This is a genomic window from Segatella copri DSM 18205 (genome assembly GCF_025151535.1).
Classification (GTDB): Bacteria; Bacteroidota; Bacteroidia; order Bacteroidales; family Bacteroidaceae; genus Prevotella; species Prevotella copri.
In genome coordinates, this window is the sequence record NZ_CP102288.1 from 1311217 (window position 1) to 1329506 (window position 18290).

General features: G+C 44.6%; 14 protein-coding genes. 7 read left to right on the plus strand and 7 right to left on the minus strand.

From position 1 onward, the window contains the following. Nucleotides 1-23: 23 nt before the first annotated feature. Nucleotides 24-794, minus strand: coding sequence for a Rossmann-like and DUF2520 domain-containing protein (locus tag NQ544_RS05475; protein WP_006848678.1), 771 nt, complete (start codon nucleotides 792-794; stop codon nucleotides 24-26). A 596-nt stretch (nucleotides 795-1390) separates the two neighbouring features. Between NQ544_RS05475 and NQ544_RS05480 the strand changes: the two genes are divergently transcribed. Next, nucleotides 1391-1876, plus strand: coding sequence for a GNAT family N-acetyltransferase (locus NQ544_RS05480; RefSeq protein ID WP_228023596.1), 486 nt, complete (start codon nucleotides 1391-1393; stop codon nucleotides 1874-1876). Between the two features lie 113 nt (nucleotides 1877-1989). Here NQ544_RS05480 and NQ544_RS05485 read toward each other — a convergent pair whose 3' ends face one another. Then, the gene (locus NQ544_RS05485; RefSeq protein ID WP_040553533.1) at nucleotides 1990-2607 is read right to left on the minus strand and encodes a TetR/AcrR family transcriptional regulator; all 618 of its coding nucleotides are present in this window, start codon (nucleotides 2605-2607) and stop codon (nucleotides 1990-1992) included. A gap of 159 nt (nucleotides 2608-2766) precedes the next feature. On the opposite strand from NQ544_RS05485, the gene NQ544_RS05490 reads away from it, so the two are divergent. The 5 genes from NQ544_RS05490 to NQ544_RS05510 all read left to right on the plus strand — a co-directional run bounded on the left by NQ544_RS05490 (nucleotide 2767) and on the right by NQ544_RS05510 (nucleotide 10775). Then, nucleotides 2767-5055, plus strand: a complete 2289-nt coding sequence (locus tag NQ544_RS05490) for an NADP-dependent malic enzyme (protein ID WP_006848681.1) — start codon at nucleotides 2767-2769, stop codon at nucleotides 5053-5055. Between the two features lie 986 nt (nucleotides 5056-6041). Continuing rightward, nucleotides 6042-6359: a 50S ribosomal protein L21 gene (gene rplU, locus NQ544_RS05495; protein WP_006848683.1), complete on the plus strand. Its 318-nt coding sequence runs from the start codon at nucleotides 6042-6044 to the stop codon at nucleotides 6357-6359. Between the two features lie 19 nt (nucleotides 6360-6378). Next, on the plus strand, nucleotides 6379-6669 hold the full coding sequence (gene rpmA / locus NQ544_RS05500; protein ID WP_006848684.1) for a 50S ribosomal protein L27: 291 nt from the start codon (nucleotides 6379-6381) through the stop codon (nucleotides 6667-6669). Between the two features lie 261 nt (nucleotides 6670-6930). Next, a complete protein-coding gene (serS, locus tag NQ544_RS05505; RefSeq protein ID WP_006848685.1) occupies nucleotides 6931-8223 on the plus strand; it encodes a serine--tRNA ligase in 1293 nt (430 codons plus the stop codon). A gap of 203 nt (nucleotides 8224-8426) precedes the next feature. Continuing rightward, on the plus strand, nucleotides 8427-10775 hold the full coding sequence (locus tag NQ544_RS05510; protein WP_006848686.1) for a bifunctional dihydroorotate dehydrogenase B NAD binding subunit/NADPH-dependent glutamate synthase: 2349 nt from the start codon (nucleotides 8427-8429) through the stop codon (nucleotides 10773-10775). A 123-nt stretch (nucleotides 10776-10898) separates the two neighbouring features. On the opposite strand, the gene NQ544_RS05515 is transcribed toward NQ544_RS05510, so the two are convergent. The 5 genes from NQ544_RS05515 to mazG all read right to left on the minus strand — a co-directional run bounded on the left by NQ544_RS05515 (nucleotide 10899) and on the right by mazG (nucleotide 15463). Next, nucleotides 10899-12257 carry an outer membrane beta-barrel protein gene (locus NQ544_RS05515; protein ID WP_006848687.1) on the minus strand — a complete coding sequence of 453 codons (1359 nt, stop codon included), beginning with the start codon at nucleotides 12255-12257 and terminating at the stop codon, nucleotides 10899-10901. Further along, on the minus strand, nucleotides 12250-12843 hold the full coding sequence (locus NQ544_RS05520; RefSeq protein WP_006848688.1) for an RNA polymerase sigma factor: 594 nt from the start codon (nucleotides 12841-12843) through the stop codon (nucleotides 12250-12252). Before NQ544_RS05520 ends, NQ544_RS05515 begins: the two co-directional genes overlap by 8 nt. A 92-nt stretch (nucleotides 12844-12935) precedes the next feature. Beyond that, nucleotides 12936-13853, minus strand: coding sequence for a ribonuclease Z (locus NQ544_RS05525; RefSeq protein ID WP_006848689.1), 918 nt, complete (start codon nucleotides 13851-13853; stop codon nucleotides 12936-12938). Nucleotides 13854-13889: 36 nt separating this feature from the next. Beyond that, nucleotides 13890-14450, minus strand: coding sequence for a lipocalin-like domain-containing protein (locus tag NQ544_RS05530; RefSeq protein WP_006848690.1), 561 nt, complete (start codon nucleotides 14448-14450; stop codon nucleotides 13890-13892). Between the two features lie 59 nt (nucleotides 14451-14509). Continuing rightward, nucleotides 14510-15463 carry a nucleoside triphosphate pyrophosphohydrolase gene (gene mazG, locus NQ544_RS05535; RefSeq protein ID WP_006848691.1) on the minus strand — a complete coding sequence of 318 codons (954 nt, stop codon included), beginning with the start codon at nucleotides 15461-15463 and terminating at the stop codon, nucleotides 14510-14512. A gap of 120 nt (nucleotides 15464-15583) precedes the next feature. On the opposite strand from mazG, the gene NQ544_RS05540 reads away from it, so the two are divergent. After that, nucleotides 15584-18265 carry a valine--tRNA ligase gene (locus NQ544_RS05540; RefSeq protein WP_006848692.1) on the plus strand — a complete coding sequence of 894 codons (2682 nt, stop codon included), beginning with the start codon at nucleotides 15584-15586 and terminating at the stop codon, nucleotides 18263-18265. The last annotated feature ends 25 nt before the right edge of the window (nucleotides 18266-18290 follow it).

Here is an 18290-nt window from a genome sequence, read left to right on the forward strand (position 1 = left end):
GCAAACTTAAACCGATAACAGTTTTATCTCTTGAACTTGAATATGCTTTTGCTCATCATTTCATAAATCTGCTGTAGTTCTGGCTGTTTTTCAAGGAGTTGCATTTGTTTCTCCATTACGTTCCGATCATCACGAATAGCCGGTCCCGTCTGCACTTCAGCTGCCGAATGCGAAGAAGCCTTGTCCATAGTTTCCATAACCAGAGGACGGAGAACACTGCCAGGAATGTGATGATTTTCGAGAATCCGCTGACCTATAGCTACGCAATGATTCGCAAAATTACAAGCAAAAACAGCTGACAGGTGCAGATACTTACGATTATCAGAATCCAATTCATAGACACTACGAGAAATCTGTTCTGCCAACCTCTTCAGGAAAGAAGTTTCGAAAGCACCACATCCCTCAATGAAAATAGGAATATTTTCGAATGCAACCTTTTTGTCTTTCGTAAATGTCTGCATCGGATAAAATACGCCATAATGACGGGCATAATCTTTGAAAACATCCATCGGCATGGAACCAGCTGTATGAACAAACATCTTATCTTCTCTTCCTTTGCACAGTTCAGGAATAAGCATTTCAAGCGCATCATCCTTCACTGAAACTATGTACAAATCTGCATCACAGACCACCTTACTCATCTCATTGACAGGCTCACAATTCACCTTCTCAGCCAATAGAGAGGCCGACTCCCAAGTTCTACTGAAAACTTGCACAATCTGATGTTCTGATTGCGATATTTCGAGCGCAAGATTGGTAGCAAGATTACCTGCCCCAATAAACACTATTTTCATACGTAATTTTGTTTAAAGTTCTACTTTTTATGCAAAAATACTAAAAAATAACGATAGAGGAGCCCTTTTTCTTGCTTTTTTATGATAAATTTATTATTTTTGCCTCCGTGAGAAAATATGAAGTAGAAATATATGGTAAACTGGAAGAAATGCCGCATTTATTGGAAGGCGACTTTTTTCATAGCTTGGAGCTTTTTCAGATTCTTGAAAAAACACCCGGCATAACTCCTTTTATGGCTGTCGCCACACAGGAGAACAAGGTGGTAGGACAAATGCTCTTCATTCTCTATCACCGCAAATCTTTATTTCCACCTTATTTATATACGCACGCGCACGCGTATGGAGAGGGATTTTATGCACCCGATGCTGAACAGAATGCTATTTTCCCATTGTTACTCCGCAGCATAACTATCCACTTACACAAACGACTCTGCTTTTACATCGAGTTCTCCCGAATGAGCAAAAAGATGCTGGGTTACCGGGAATTCAGAAAATTGGGCTATGTACCTATTGCCTGGCAAGAGATACATAACTCCCTACACAGCAAACTTCCCCAAGAGCGACTCTCAGACAAACAAATTGCTATGATTGAAAAAATGAAGAAAAAGGGAATAAGTTGTAGAGAGGCAACTTCACCCGAAGACATCCATCGTTATCACCAGTTGCTCAAAAATTATTATCGGCTGAAACTTCGCCGTTTTGTTCCTGACGAAACATTCTTTCAGAAACTGACAACAAGTAGTAATGCCAGAAACGTCATCATCACCTATAAGGACAAAGTGATTGGCGGCTATACCTGCATCTACAACCAAGGCAATGCCTTTCTTTGGTTTTCTGCATTCAAGAGAAAGACTTACATCCATCTGCATCCGGACACAATGACCATCTGGCAAGCACTCTCTGATGCACAGGAGCAGGATGCCCAACACCTCCACTTTATGGACGCAGGACTTCCGCTTAAGAGTAATCTCTACCGTGAATTCATTCTCGGTTTCGGAGGCAAACCTGTTACCAAGTTTCGCTGGTTCCGCTTCTATCCAAAAGTTATAAACCTGCTCCTCCACTGGCTATACAAGGATTAAGGAAAAGAGGTTCCGTGAGCCTATATAAAGCATCTCCGAAACCTCTTTCTCTTTTTAAAAACGAATTACACATTCACTCAAAAAATACATTTTGTATATAAAAGCCAACGCCTCTACCCTTTCAAAGCACGGTCAAGCTGCTCCAAACCGCGCTCTGTACAGAATCCACGAATCAGGCACAAAATATAATTGTCGTATATCTCCTGCATCGAATGAACACGATAGAGCTGATGATGCATGATTTCCTCCATCATTACATGTCCTATGTCCATAACAACTTTGAAGTCTACATCATTACGGAAAAGCCCCTCCTTGACACCAGCCTCAAAGAAACGCACACTCTCCTCCCGTTCATGAGCATGATTTTCCTGGAAGAATTTCACCACACGAGGCATCTTATGAACCTCCTCATAAAAAAGAACGCCCACCTTCCCATTGCGCTCCATCTGCAATTTATAGACATAGCTGATAATATCTATCACATTCTTCGCTTGGATCTTGGCGAAATTTTCTAACTTCGAACGATTTTCTTCTAGCTGACGCTTCATACCAGCAAGCAACAATTCTTCTTTGTCACCGAAAATCTCGTACACAGTTCTCTTAGATACATGAAGTCCCTGTGAGATTTCATCCATCTTGACAGCTTTTACCCCACGCTTATAGAATTCAGGCATCGCATAAGAGATGATTCTGTCTTTCAGTTCTTGTCTATATTGATTGATTTCTGCCATTTTACTTGTTTGAAGACTATTTTTGTGCAAAGATACAAAAAAAATCAAAAAACCATTCTTTTTTACTAAGTTTTTTTGTACCTTTGCACAAACTTTTAAATTTCGTGCCAAAAATCCACGAATATGAAAGAAGAATAAACTTTAAACCAATATATTGTTATGGTAAAAATTTCAAAAGAGGCGGCTTTAAGTTATCACGAGACTGGCCGTCCTGGCAAGATTGAGGTTAAGCCAACAAAACCTTATCACACACAAACGGATCTGAGCCTTGCTTATTCTCCTGGTGTGGCATTCCCATGTCTTGAGATCCAGCAGAACCCAGACGATGCATACAAGTATACTGACAAGGGTAACCTGGTTGCTGTTATCAGTAATGGTACAGCAGTGCTCGGACTTGGCGATATCGGTGCCATGAGCGGAAAGCCAGTGATGGAAGGTAAGGGATTGCTTTTCAAGATTTACGGTGGTGTGGATGTCTTCGATATAGAAATCGATGAGAAAGACCCAGAAAAGTTCTGTGAAACCGTAGAGAAAATCGCTCCTACATTTGGTGGAATCAACTTGGAGGACATCAAGGCACCTCAATGTTTTTACATTGAGGAACGCCTGAAAAAAACTCTCGATATCCCTGTAATGCACGATGACCAGCATGGCACTGCTATCATCTCTGCAGCAGGCTTGAAGAACGCTCTTGAGGTAGCAGGAAAGAACATTGCCGATGTGAAGATTGTCGTAAATGGTGCTGGTGCAGCTGCTATCAGCTGTACAAAACTCTACGTAGCACTCGGTGCACAGGTAAAGAACATCGTTATGCTCGACTCTAAGGGCGTCATCACCAGCGACCGCGAAAATCTGACAGAGCAGAAAAAGCTCTTTGCAACAGACCGCCGCGATGTCCATACACTCGAAGAGGCTGTGAAAGGCGCTGATGTATTCGTAGGACTCAGCAAGGGTAACGTGCTCTCCAAGGATATGATTCGCTCTATGGCAGACAACCCTATCGTTTTCGCTCTTGCCAATCCGGTACCTGAGATCAGCTACGAGGACGCTATGGACAGCCGCCCTGACGTATTGATGTCAACTGGCCGTTCAGATTATCCTAACCAGATTAACAATGTAATCGGTTTCCCATACATCTTCCGTGGTGCACTCGATGTTCACGCCCGTGCTATAAACGAAGAAATGAAGATGGCTGCTGTTCATGCTATTGCCGATTTGGCTAAGCAGCCGGTTCCTGATGTAGTAAACGATGTTTACCACGTTAACGACCTTACATTCGGTCCTAAATACTTCATTCCGAAACCTGTAGATCCACGTTTGATTACAGAAGTTTCTGCTGCCGTAGCTAAGGCTGCAATGGAAAGTGGTGTGGCTCGCACCCCTATCACAGACTGGGATAAGTACAAACAGGATTTGCGCCAGCTGCTTGGTCAGGAGACCAAACTGACCCGCAAGCTCCACGATACAGCGCGCCTTCACCCACAGCGTGTAGTATTCGCTGAAGGTGGCAACCCAACTATGCTGAAGGCTGCAGTCCAGGCAAAGCAAGAGGGTATCTGCCAGCCAATCCTGTTGGGCAACCCAGACCGCCTGAACCGTGTTGCTAGCCGTTTGAAAGTTGACCTTTCAGATATTGAGATTGTAGATATGCGTGCCGATAACGAACAGGGCCGCCGTGCAAAGTTTGCCAAGCATCTGGCAGAGAAGCGTGCTCGCGAGGGCTACAGCTTCGAGGAAGCTTATGATAAAATGTACGAGCGCAACTACTTCGGTATGTCAATGGTAGAACAGGGTGATGCTGACGCATTCATCACTGGTCTTTACACAAAGTACAGCAATACTATTAAGGTGGCAAAAGATGTAATTGGAATCCGTGAGCCATATAAGACATTCGGTACCATGCATATCCTTAACACCCAGAAGGGTATTTATTATATCGCAGATACGCTCATCAACCGCCACCCAGACGAAGATGTGCTGATCGATGTTGCCAAGCTGTCTGCAGGTACAGTGAAGTTCTTCAACGAAGAGCCGGTTATGGCCATGTTAAGCTACTCTAACTTCGGTACAGACAATATTGGCTCACCTGTTAAGGCAAAGAAAGCCGTTGCTGAGATGCAGAAGGAGTTCCCAGAACTCGCTATCGATGGTGAGATGCAGGTAAACTATGCACTCAACAAGGATCTGCGCGATGAGAAGTATCCATTCTCCCGCCTCAAGGGCAAAGACGTCAACACTTTGGTGTTCCCTAACTTGAGTAGCGCCAATGGTGCATACAAACTTCTCCAGGGTTTGAATCCTGAAGCTGAGATTATCGGCCCTATCCAGATGGGATTGAATAAGCCTATCCACTTCACAGACTCAGAAAGTAGTGTACAGGATATCGTAAACATCACAGCAGTAGCTGTCATTGATGCTTACGTAGAGAAAATCAAGAAGCAGAAGTAATCACTTCTTTTTCCTGATTCAAACAAACAGAATAAGATAATAGTATTTTCCATAAACAGGTTGGCACTTCTGCGCCAACCTGTTTTTATTTTCTCTACTTCACTACTCGTCTCGAAAGTTCGTCTCTTTATTCTTTTGAAGATATCTAAACAAAAACAAAAAAACAACAGAATTGCAATCGATTACGCAGCCATTCTTGCTAAAATAAGTTAATTAACTCCCTTGTGCGCTCACACAATAGAATTACAACAAAAATAATCAAATAAATATTTGGTGATTTGAAAAATATCGTGTATCTTTGCAGCCAGTTATCCTGAAAACAATCTTTTTACCTTAATGGAAACTAATACCTATTGAAGATTTGGAGCGGTAGCCTGTGAAGGTCATCGCTTTTTTCTTTTTATACACCTCCTCCATCAAATAGCATGTAGCATATATTGTTCCCAAGAAGAAAGTATACAATTAAAAGGTAATATCACTTGAGTCGGAAGACTTGCTGACTGCAGTCAGCAGACCTGTCGACTATAGTGAGCAGACCTGCTGACTAGGCTCAGCAGAGATGCTGACACTAGTCATAACTTTAACGAAGGTATCTTCTTGAACCAGAGAAGTCGTATCCTTAAACCTAAGGAGACATCTCTTTGAACCAGAGAAGACATATCATTGAGCCAGAGGAGACATATCATTGAACCTAAGGAAGTATATTATTGAACCCAATAAAGAACATTATACTATTCACGAGTCCCTTATCTGGTAGCAAATAATCGGTATTCTTATAAAAAACAGGCTTTTCTGTTAAATCTTTCTAAAAAGCAATCTTTATTTCCCCAACATTTTGTTCATATCAAAGATAATTTGTAATTTTGCACCCCGAATGCTCATGGATTGGGCAAATGTTACAGAAAAGTTTAGTTCGAAGGGGCTCAAAGAAGATCCGGCACAATGCAGGACGCCTCCCGAAGAAACCCGTTTATATAATTAATTAAATGTACGCAATTGTAGAAATTAACGGTCAGCAGTTCAAGGCTGAGGAGGGCAAGAAGCTCTTCGTACATCACATCAAGGATGTTGAGGCAGGTCAGACTGTTGAGTTCGACAAGGTTTTGCTCGTTGACAAAGACGGCTCAATCACTGTCGGTGCACCAGCTGTAGAGGGTGCAAAAGTAGTAGTAGAAGTAGTGAACCCACTCGTAAAGGGTGACAAGGTAATCGTCTTCAAGATGAAGCGCCGCAAGGACTATCGCAAGAAGAACGGTCATCGTGCTCAGTTCACTGAAGTATCAATCAAATCTGTAATCGCTTAAAATTAGGAGGAATTAGAAAATGGCACATAAGAAAGGTGTTGGTAGTTCTAAGAACGGCCGTGAATCAGCTTCACAAAGATTAGGCGTTAAGATCTGGGGTGGTCAGAGCATCATCGCAGGTAACATCATCGTTCGCCAGCGTGGTAACAAGCACTTCCCAGGTGAGAATGTAGCTCAGGGTAAGGATGATACATTGTATGCTTTGGCAGATGGTATCGTTTACTTCCACAAGGGCCGCAAGGACAAGAGTACAGTTTCTGTTCTCTCTCCAGAGGTTTACGCTGAGAAGACCAAAAAAGCTGACGCTTAATTTTTAAAGTTTTAGAAAAAACTATTCCAAACAAACAACATAGAAGCCTGCTCATACCTAGAGCAGGCTTTCTTCGTTTATATAAGTTTTTAGGCAAGGATTACACCGCACCCCCTTTCTAAGCTCCTTAACCCTGTAAAACCACAAAAAAACTTTAATTCTACCCTTCCCTGTAAAAAAGTCAGCAATTTTTTACGCTATCACAAATATTTTTTGTACTTTTGCCTACAAATAGTAAATTATTTAATTAAAAGACATTTTATGCTTACACTTAAACTTATCAGTGAGGAAACTGAACGTGTAGTTAAGGGTCTCGAAAAGAAGCATTTTCCAAATGCTCGTGAGGCCGTAGAGAAAGTTTTGGAGTACGACAAGATTCGTCGTGAAGCTCAGCAGAAGTTGGATAACAACAAGCAGCAGGCTAACCAGTTTGCTAAGCAGATTGGTGCCCTTATGAAGGAAGGTAAGAAAGAGGAAGCTGAGAGCGCAAAGGCTCAGGTAGCTATGCTCAAGGCTGACGCGAAGGCTCTTGAAGAGATCATGGAGAAAGCACAGAACGATATGACCAACCAGTTGCTCGAAATTCCTAATATCCCTTGCGAGCAGGTTCCTGAAGGTAAGGACGCAGCCGACAATGTTGTTGTGAAAGAAGGCGGCGAAAAGCCAAACCTCGGCGAGGATGCTCTCTGCCATTGGGATCTCTTGAAGAAATACAATCTTGTTGACTTCGACCTCGGCGTTAAGATTACTGGCGCAGGTTTCCCTGTATATATCGGCAAGATGGCTCGTTTCCAGCGTGCGCTTGAGGCATTCTTCCTCGATGAGGCTCGCAAGAGCGGATATCTGGAGATTCAGCCTCCTTACGTAGTAAACGAGGACTCTGGTCGTGGTACCGGTCAGTTGCCAGACAAGGAAGGTCAGATGTATCATGCTAATTTGGATAATCTCTTCCTCATCCCTACTGCTGAGGTTCCTGTAACCAACATCTTCCGCGATGTTATTCTCGATGAGAAAGATCTCCCTATCAAGCGTTGTGCTTACTCAGCTTGTTTCCGTCGTGAAGCAGGTAGCTATGGTAAGGACGTTCGCGGTTTGAACCGTCTGCACCAGTTCGACAAGGTAGAGATTGTTCGCATCGATAAGCCAGGTCACTCTTATGAGAGTTTGAACGAGATGCTCGACCATGTTGAAGGTCTTTTGAAGAAGTTGGAATTGCCATACCATATCCTCCGTCTCTGCGGTGGTGATATGAGCTTCACCTCTTCTATCTGCTACGACTTCGAGACATGGAGTGCTGCACAGGGCCGCTGGTTGGAAGTTTCATCAGTATCTAACTTCGAGAGCTATCAGGCTAACCGTCTCCACTGCCGCTATCGCCATACAGATGACAAGAAGATTGAACTTTGCCACACACTGAATGGTTCAGCTCTTGCCTTGCCACGTATCGTAGCAACCATCTTGGAGAACAATCAGACCCCAGAAGGAATCCGCGTACCTAAGGTATTGGTTCCATATTGCGGTTTCGAGATGCTTGATGACAAAAATTTCGATTAATCTGAAGTATCGGTAAGACTTTCAGTTTTTCTCGATTATATAAAACATTCGAAAAATAAAAATAACATATATTGTACGAGGATAACTTCGACTGCCACAAAGGTAGCCGATGTTATCCTTTTGCATTTTTATGTACCATGAAGCAAACTCTAAACAGCGAACCAGAAATATTAATATATCAGCATTAAGAAATTTAATAGCCCATGAACAAGATTATCAAGAAAGTACAATACTCAGAGAAAGTATTCCGCTTCGATGTAGAAGCACCGCTTATAGCCAAGAGCCGAAAGGCAGGTAACTTTGTTATCATCCGTGTAGACAACAACAGCGAGCGCATGCCGCTGACCATCGCTGATGCTGACATTGAGAAAGGAACCATCACACTGGTTGTGCAGAAGGTAGGTCTTTCATCTACCAAACTCTGTGCCCTAAATGAAGGTGATGAAATTCACGATGTGGTGGGACCACTTGGAAATCCTACACATATCGAGAACTTCGGAACAGTCATTTGTGCCGGAGGTGGTGTAGGCGTAGCTCCTATGCTCCCTATCATCAAGGCACTGAAAGCCGCAGGAAACAGAGTCCTTTCCGTAATTGCGGGTAGGAACAAAGACCTCGTGATTATGGAAGATGAAGTGCGTGCATCTAGCGATGAGCTCATCATCATGACCGATGACGGAAGCTACGGCGAGAAGGGTGTTGTAACCGTAGGAATCGAGAAGTTTATCAATCAGGAGCATATCGATAAGGTTTTCGCCATCGGTCCTCCTATCATGATGAAGTTCTGCTGTCTCCTGACCCAGAAATATAATCTTTCCACAGATGTTTCGCTCAATACCATTATGGTGGATGGAACCGGTATGTGCGGTGCCTGCCGCCTGACCATCGGTGGCAAGACCAAGTTTGTCTGCATCGACGGTCCTGAGTTTGACGGCGCCCAGGTAGATTGGGACGAGATGTTCAAGCGCATGGGCACTTTCAAGGATGTTGAACGCGAAGAGATGGAACACTTCGAAGAGCACCTTGCAACTGTAGACGCAGGAAAGAAGAAAGAAACTACGGATGTAATCATGGACGTAGAACCTACAGATGCGAGCATCGAAGAGTTGACCGACCGTAACGCTGAGTGGCGCAAGGAGTTACGCGCTTCGATGAAAGCAAAAGAACGTACAGCTATAGAGCGCGTAAAGATGCCAGAACTTGACCCTCTTTATCGTGCCACAACCCGTACGGAAGAGGTAAATATCGGTTTAACCAAGGAAATGGCTTTGACCGAAGCCAAGCGCTGTCTCGACTGTCCTAAGCCTACCTGTATGGAAGGTTGTCCAGTAAGTATCAACATTCCTTCCTTCATCAAGAATATTGAGCGGGGCCAGTTCCTTGCCGCAGCCAAGGTTTTAAAGAACACCTCTGCCCTACCTGCCGTTTGCGGACGAGTTTGTCCACAGGAAAAGCAATGTGAAAGCAAATGTGTGCATCTCAAGATGAACGAGCCTGCTGTAGCTATCGGATATCTGGAGCGTTTTGCTGCCGATTACGAACGCCAGAGTGGAAACATCTCTGTACCAAAGTGCGATGAACCTAATGGCATCAAGATAGCCGTAGTTGGTTCAGGACCTTCAGGATTGAGTTTTGCAGGCGATATGGCAAAGAAGGGATTCGATGTTACTGTTTTCGAAGCGCTTCACGAGATTGGCGGTGTATTGAAATATGGTATTCCGGAATTCCGTTTGCCTAATGCTATCGTAGATGTAGAGATTGAGAATCTTCAGAAGATGGGCGTAAAGTTTATTACAGACTGCATCGTAGGCAAGACCATTTCTGTAAAAGATCTGGAAAAACAAGGATTCAAGGGAATCTTCGTTGGCTCAGGCGCGGGTCTGCCAAACTTCATGAATATTCCTGGAGAGAATGCCTTGAACATCATGTCTTCTAACGAATATCTTACCCGTGTAAACCTGATGGATGCAGCCAATCCTCATAGCGACACCCCTATCAACTTGGGTAAGAAGGTGGTTGTTGTAGGCGGCGGAAATACAGCTATGGACAGTTGCCGTACTGCAAAACGACTCGGAGCAGACGTAACCTTGGTATATCGCCGTTCGGAGGCAGAAATGCCTGCCCGACTCGAAGAGGTGAAGCATGCCAAGGAAGAAGGAATCAACTTCTTTACATTGCACAATCCTAAAGAATATGAGTCAGATGATAAGGGCGCAGTAAAGGCTGTAGTTCTCGATGTGATGAAGCTGGGCGAACCTGATGCCAGCGGCCGTCGTCGTCCAGAAGCTACAGGCGAGACCATCACGCTGGAGTGCGACCAGGTAATTGTTGCCGTAGGAGTAAGTCCTAATCCACTCGTTCCACAGAGTATAGAAGGACTGGAACTCGGCCGGAAGAACACCATTGCCGTAAACGACCAGATGCAGAGTTCCATCGAAGAAATCTACGCTGGCGGCGATATCGTACGAGGAGGAGCCACAGTAATTCTTGCCATGGGAGACGGCAGAAAGGCCGCTCTCAATATGAGCGAAAAATTATTGAATAAGAAATAAGAAAACGGGAAACAATAAAGGGCAGCCATGCATCACGCAGACTGCCCTTTCCTTTTCTCGTATGTAATGTTATCAAATGAAATGTAGTTCGTACATATATTGATTAATAATTGGACTCAAACACTATTTCAGATGAATACGGAGTCCGAACTGGAGATTAAAATTCCACTTCTTATCTTTAAACGTATTTTCTATTTCGCTGCCATTATCAAAATAATATTTTGCACCTGGCTCAATATAGAAGCCCACTTGTGGTGTAACATCATACTGTGCACCAAGCGAAGCCTTACCCGAGAACTGAACGCCATCACGTTTCACGTCCTCTTTATGACCAGAAACCTTTGTATCATTCTTTACGTTGAAATCGGCTTCTCCACCCGCCATTACGTACGCATGAAAGCCTCCCGTGCTCCAAACCTCATAGTTTAAACCAAGTGGAACACCCACATAATGCAAAACCTGATGTGTATCAAATTCTGAAACACCATAAGATTTGAAATCAGAAGCAACACGCGTATAAACGACACCGGTACTCAAAGACAAACGAGGCGCAAGTCCGATACCAACCTGAGCACCTATAGCCAAAGGAGCATGATGTTTCGCTTCAACATATTTCGGTATTGCATATCTTAAAGGAGAAGCAGCAGCCAGGAAAACACCATGATCAGCAAAGCCGCCACCAGCAAGAGGATCTGAAGACGCATACATGCCGTTTGACATACCATCACTGCCAGAGCCCAGACTTACATTCTCTGCATACAGGTTCATGGTCCAGTTCTGTTCATACTTGTCCTTATAACTGCGTTCAAAATGACCATCCTGCGCCCTGCCTGCATAAAGCTTCTGCCCACCATCTGCTTCCAACGGCTTGGTTGCATGATTAGAAGAAACGGCCATCTGTCTTTCTGAATCCTCATTTTGCTTTTGCAAAACAGATAATTCCCGACCATTTACCTCTGCATTAACAGACTGTTCTGGCATTTCTACCTCTGCTGCAAGCATTACTTCATTATCAGCAGCAACAGTCCTCTCCTGGAAAGAGACAGAAGATTTACTATAGTTCAATTGACGCCCCGACGAATGGCGATTCACCTGATGTGCAGATGAATTGTTTTCAGCAAGCAAGATAGCATTTTTACTGCCTGCCGATTGTGCTTCTGCACGGACAGCAGAAGAAGTCCTGCTTGTACCTGATGCTGTAGAGAAAGAACTCTGAACAGCTAAGTTAGCCTGTCCCGGTTCATCATCATGCAGAAAAACATAACTGCCTCCTACTCCCAATAAAGCAATCGCTGCAGCTACTGACCATCTTTTCAAGACAACATAACGAGCCTGTGGGGTCTTTTTTACATCAGTTTCCTCATCACCAACCTTTTTAGACTGAGCAAGCGATTGTTCTATCTCAGCCCACATGTCGTGGCTGACAGGCTCTTGGTAGTCTGCCAACTGATCTCGAAGTTTATTTGTCCAATCGTTACTCATTACTTTTCTCGTTTATATGATTCAACTCTTTAATATCACTACAATCTGCCTGGCTCAGATAATCTTTCACCTTTTTGCCCAACAGCTTTTTTGCCCGCAAATATTGTGAAGCAGAACTGCTTTCTTTGATGCCTAACAGCTGTGCAATTTCTTTATGGCTTTTCTGTTCAAAAACAAACATGTTAAGAACCAGTCTGTACCCATCAGGCAATTCTCCTATCATTCTTGTCAGTTCTGCAGGCGGAACTCTTTCTACTTCAGGCTCTTCATCCTCAATATCATCGGGAACTTCGTCCACGATAGTGAAGCGCTTTTGCTGCCTTACAAAGTTGACAGCTTCATTTGTCACTATTCGCAAGAGCCAAGCCTGAAGAGCGCCCTCACCCCGATACTCAAACTTTGAAATGCCGGAAAAGACTTTTATAAAACTATCTTGCACTACATCTTCAGCATCATCGCGCATAGGGACATACCTCAGCGCTACGGCCATGGCATACCCCACATAGCGTTCGTACAATCTGTGCATGGCTGCCCGACTGCCGCTATTGATGTCGTCTAAGAGTTTCTTTTCCGATTCCAATTTCAAATCCTTTTTTAAGATTAAACGATATAAAGAGAAAACCTTGCATCAAAAATGAACTTTTTTTTGATGCAAGGCACTTTTTTTATATTTCTATATTATTCTATAGAGAACACTTTACCTTCCTGAGTAAGATAACTTTCCGTAAACACCTCTTTAGCTTCATTCAACAATACCTCTTCATTATTATATCTTGCACTATAATGTCCCAGAAGAAGTTTGCCTACACCCGCATTTCTGGCTATAGTTGCAGCCTGTCGGGCCGTACTGTGATAATAGAGTTTAGCCCTGTCCTCATTCTCCGAAGTATAGGTGCTCTCATGATAAAGCACCGTAACCCCCTTTACCTTTTCTGCCAACCCCGGAACAAACCGGGTATCACTGCAATAAGCATAACTGCGGGGAGTAGCGGCAGGCATTACCAATCTGGCATTAGGTATTACATCCCCCTCCTTCGTTGTCCAGTCAGCTCCATTCTTGATGTTATTAATCTGGCTTACAGGAATCTCGTAATAATCTATCATATCACGACGGATATGAGGCAATGTCGGTTTCTCTCTGAAAATGTAACCACAACAAGGCACACGATGCTGCAGAGGAACGGTTTCTACGGTTACAGAATGATCTTCATATACTACTTGCGACTTCTCGGTATCTACAGGAACAAATTCGATTTCATATTCCATTCCCTGCATGAAGAAATCAATCTGACGCTTAAACAAATCTCCGTAACTTTCTGGCGCATATACCTTTAACTTAGCCGTTCTACCCAGCATGCCTAAGGTAGAAAGAAGTCCCAGCAAACCAAAACAATGGTCACCATGAAGATGTGAAATAAAGATAGCATTTATCTTAGCAAAGTGAACATGAGTGCGACGGAACTGCATCTGGGCACCCTCTCCACAATCCATCATAAAGCATTTGCCACGCATCTCAATAATCTGGGCCGAGGCACTATGCTGAAGGGTGGGCAAAGCACTGCCACACCCCAATATATGTACTTTAAATGGTTCCAAAACTAAATCATAATTTACAGGTTCAACATGATGACCTTACTCTTGGCGCTTGAAAACAAAGATACCCTGAGTATTCTCCAACATAAGACTGTCAGAACCCAATTTGTCAATGGCAAAAGTATCCTTATTCAGCAAAAGTTTACCATTGAGTATCTTCCAGCTAGTCCAAGGATTAGTTTCAGCCTTCACATTGTTCTTCACCTCTCCACCTTCCAAGATATCAAAATTCTTATCCAGAGAAGTCCATTTACCCAAGAGGGATGTCAGGTTGATAATCTTCTGGGCCATCATCTCTCCATCCTCTGCCTTATAACCGATAAGAGCAATACGGTCGCCAGCCAGCAAACCTCCCTGAACAACATCAGGATTCTCATCGTCAATAAACACCGAAAGGGTGTCACCACCATCAGAAATCAGCTCCAGGCTATGCATAGAGGTTCCCTCACCGCATACACCATAGATGGTAGAATCGTTCATTGCATCCTCTACCTCTACCGAATCTGCTGCACTGATAACAGGAACATTATTTTTGTTCTTACAACTGTTGGCAGCGAAAAGCGCCACCAAAGCTATTGTTACATAAACTAATTTCTTCATAACACTTTAGTTTTTATTATTATATTGATGAGTCGATAAGATTATCTGATTCACCGTTATTAATCATCCTTTTTCTCCTGAAGTTTTGCTTCATCCCATAGTTTATCCATTTCTTCTAAGCTCATATCTTTCAAGTTTTTACCTTGCTTTAAGCTATGATCTTCTACATAGTTGAAACGGCGGATAAACTTCTGGTTGGTTTTCTCCAGCGCATTATCCGGGTTGAGTTTATAGAGACGTGCTGCATTGATCACAGAGAAGATGAAATCGCCCAATTCCCGGGTAGAATTCTCTTTGTCGCCTTTAGCCAGTTCCACCTTGAGTTCTTCCAGTTCCTCCTGCACTTTGTCCCACACTTCTTCTTTTTCTTTCCAGTCGAAGCCTACATTTCTAGCCTTGTCCTGAATGCGATAAGCCTTGATAAGAGACGGAAGAGAATTAGGGACACCGCTCAACACCCGCTCATTTCCATCCTTCTCCTGCTGCTTGATCTGTTCCCAGGTTTTCTCAACAGAAGTAGCAGTTTTCGGCTTGCTGGCGCCAAGAGCCAAGGTTTCTTCCGAACTGGCAGTTCCAGCCTTCCCGGTTTCTGCTTCTTCAGACTCTCTATATACCACCTGTCCCTCATCGTTGATATACATATCAGGATTCGAAACCGTCCAATTTCCTTCCTCCTTCCAGTTGATGAAAGGATGGCGGAACATCAATTTATCTGCCTCCTGATTGCAAACATCGCAAATATCGAACTCGCCGTCTTCTCTGCCGATGATGCTATAGAACATCACGTGCTCCAACACATCGCCCAACTCCTTCTTGATATCCTTGTAATCGCGCTTCATCAAGGCGTCACAAAGCTCGAAAGTCTCCTCTATCGTATTCGGACGAAGACTCTCGAATGTCTGCTTTTTATCCCATGGACACTGCAGGCGCAAACGGTCCTGCACATCCAGCAAGCGGCTGAACGCCGCCAGTTTTTCTTCTTTCGTATGTCCTTTTCCTGTATTACTAACCATCGTTTTGTGCAAAAATTAATAATTTTGATGCAAAGATAGTATTTTTCGCCCAAAAATTAGTATCTTTGCACCGTTTTTTAAAGAAAAAGAAAGAAAAAGAATAAAAATTAGATATAAACAATGGAATTAGCAAGTAAATACGATCCACAAGCAGTGGAAAGTAAATGGTATCAGTACTGGCTCGACAACAAGCTTTTCAGTTCTAAGCCAGATGGTCGTGAACCTTATACAGTGGTTATCCCTCCACCAAACGTAACGGGTGTGCTCCACATGGGACACATGCTCAACAATACTATTCAGGATATTCTCGTTCGCCGTGCTCGCATGGAGGGCAAGAACGCATGTTGGGTACCAGGTACCGACCATGCCAGTATCGCTACCGAGGCAAAGGTTGTAAACCGCCTCGCTCAGCAGGGCATCAAGAAGACCGACCTTACCCGCGAGGAGTTCCTCAAGCACGCTTGGGACTGGACTCACGAGCATGGTGGCATCATCCTCAAGCAGCTCCGCAAACTCGGTGCCAGCTGCGATTGGGACCGCACAGCATTCACCATGGACGAGACCCGCTCTCGTGCCGTCATCCACGTATTCTGCGACCTTTACCAGAAGGGACTCATCTATCGTGGCGTGCGCATGGTTAACTGGGACCCTAAGGCTCAGACTGCGCTCTCTGACGAGGAGGTTATCTACAAGGACGAGCAATCTAAGCTCTACCACTTGAAGTATTATGTAGTAGAGCAGGACTGCCAGCAGGTGGATGAGGAGAACGTGATACACAAGGATGAGAAGGGATACTATGCAGTAGTAGCAACCACCCGTCCTGAGACCATCATGGGCGACTCTGCCATGTGTATCAACCCAGAGGATAAGAAGAATACCTGGTTGAAGGGTAAGCACGTTATCGTGCCTCTCGTAAACCGCGAGATTCCTGTCATCGAGGATACATACGTAGATATCGAGTTCGGTACTGGTTGCTTGAAGGTAACTCCAGCTCACGATATCAACGACCACGCACTCGGTTTGAAGCACGGTTTGGAAACCATCGATATCTTCAACGACAATGGTACCATCAGCGAGGCAGCAGGTCTCTATGTTGGTATGGACCGCATGGACGTGCGCAAGCAGATTTCCATCGACCTTCAGAACGCCGGTCTGATGGAGAAGATTGAGGACTATAATAATAAGGTGGGCTTCTCTGAGCGTACCAATGTGCCTATCGAGCCAAAGCTCTCTACACAGTGGTTCCTCAAGATGCAGCACTTTGCCGACATCGCCCTTCCTCCAGTAATGGACGATGATATCGAGTTCTATCCTAAGAAGTACAAGAACACCTATCGCCACTGGTTGGAGAACATCAAGGACTGGTGTATCAGCCGTCAGCTCTGGTGGGGTCACCGCATCCCTGCCTACTATTTCGACAATGCCGGCAAGAAGGATTTCGTGGTAGCTGAGACTGCAGAGGAGGCTCTGAAACTCGCTCAGGAGAAGAATGCCAACATCAAGGCTGAGGATCTTGAGCAGGAGAGTGACTGCCTCGACACCTGGTTCTCTTCATGGTTGTGGCCTATCTCTCTGTTTGATGGCATCGAGCATCCTGACAATGAGGAGATCAACTACTACTACCCTACTTCCGACCTCGTAACTGGTCCGGATATCATCTTCTTCTGGGTAGCACGTATGATCATGGCTGGCTACGAGTATCGTGGCAAGATGCCATTCAAGCACGTATATTTCACAGGTATCGTTCGCGATAAGCTCGGCCGCAAGATGAGCAAGAGTCTCGGCAACTCACCAGACCCACTGGTTCTGATTGACAAGTTTGGTGCCGACGGTGTTCGTATGGGTATGATGCTCAGTGCTCCAGCGGGCAACGACATCCTCTTCGACGAGAGCCTCTGCGAGCAGGGACGTAACTTCAACAATAAGATCTGGAATGCCTTCCGCCTCGTCAAGGGTTGGGAGACTGCAGATATCGAGCAGCCTAAGAGTGCAGAAATCGCCGTGAAGTGGTTTGATGCCAAGCTCAAGGAGGTGAACGAGGAGATGCAGAAGCAGTTTAAGGACTACCGTATCTCTGAGGCATTGATGACTGTATATAAGCTGTTCTGGGATGAGTTCTCATCCTGGTACCTGGAGATGGTGAAGCCAGCTTACGGCCAGCCTATCGACCAGAAGAGCTACGATGCTACCCTCCGCTTCTTCGATGTCCTCCTGAAGATGTTGCATCCATTCATGCCATTCATCACCGAGGAGTTGTGGCAGCACATCTACGACCGCAAGGATGGCGAGAGCATCATGCGCGAGAAGCTGGATATTCCTGCACCTACAGCCGAGGAGCAGAAGTTGGCAGCAGATATCGAGGCTGTGAAGCAGATTATCGCCGGTGTTCGTACCGTTCGCAACCAGAAGAACATTGCCCAGAAGGAGCAGTTGTCTCTCCAGGTAGTAGGCAAGAACGATTTCGAGGCTTACAACGACGTAACGCTGAAGATGGCGAACCTTGATAAGATTGAGGTCATCGCTGAGAAGAGTGCCGATGCATCAAGCTTCATGGTAGGTACCGACGAGTTTGCCGTACCATTGGGCGACCTCATCGACGTAGCTGCCGAGATTGAGAAGGCAGAGGCTCAGCTCAAGCACTTGGAAGGCTTCCTGATGGGCGTACGCAAGAAGCTCAGCAACGAGAACTTCGTAGCTCACGCACCTGAGAAGGTAGTAGCCCTGGAGCGCAAGAAGGAAAGCGACTCTGTTGAGAAGATTGCTGCCCTCAAGGCAACCATCGAGGAACTCAAGAAGAAATAATAGTATTATATTTAATGTTGAATGT

Bases quoted from the DNA above. Each gene is read 5' to 3' on its own strand.
- NQ544_RS05515 (WP_006848687.1), bottom strand. From the start codon at position 12,257: ATGAGTAACGATTGGACAAATAAACTTCGAGATCAGTTGGCAGACTAC.
- NQ544_RS05510 (WP_006848686.1), top strand. From the start codon at position 8,427: ATGAACAAGATTATCAAGAAAGTACAATACTCAGAGAAAGTATTCCGC.
- NQ544_RS05485 (WP_040553533.1), bottom strand. From the start codon at position 2,607: ATGGCAGAAATCAATCAATATAGACAAGAACTGAAAGACAGAATCATC.
- rplU (WP_006848683.1), top strand. From the start codon at position 6,042: ATGTACGCAATTGTAGAAATTAACGGTCAGCAGTTCAAGGCTGAGGAG.
- mazG (WP_006848691.1), bottom strand. From the start codon at position 15,463: ATGGTTAGTAATACAGGAAAAGGACATACGAAAGAAGAAAAACTGGCG.
- NQ544_RS05540 (WP_006848692.1), top strand. From the start codon at position 15,584: ATGGAATTAGCAAGTAAATACGATCCACAAGCAGTGGAAAGTAAATGG.
- serS (WP_006848685.1), top strand. From the start codon at position 6,931: ATGCTTACACTTAAACTTATCAGTGAGGAAACTGAACGTGTAGTTAAG.
- NQ544_RS05490 (WP_006848681.1), top strand. From the start codon at position 2,767: ATGGTAAAAATTTCAAAAGAGGCGGCTTTAAGTTATCACGAGACTGGC.
- NQ544_RS05480 (WP_228023596.1), top strand. From the start codon at position 1,391: ATGAAGAAAAAGGGAATAAGTTGTAGAGAGGCAACTTCACCCGAAGAC.
- NQ544_RS05475 (WP_006848678.1), bottom strand. From the start codon at position 794: ATGAAAATAGTGTTTATTGGGGCAGGTAATCTTGCTACCAATCTTGCG.
- rpmA (WP_006848684.1), top strand. From the start codon at position 6,379: ATGGCACATAAGAAAGGTGTTGGTAGTTCTAAGAACGGCCGTGAATCA.
- NQ544_RS05530 (WP_006848690.1), bottom strand. From the start codon at position 14,450: ATGAAGAAATTAGTTTATGTAACAATAGCTTTGGTGGCGCTTTTCGCT.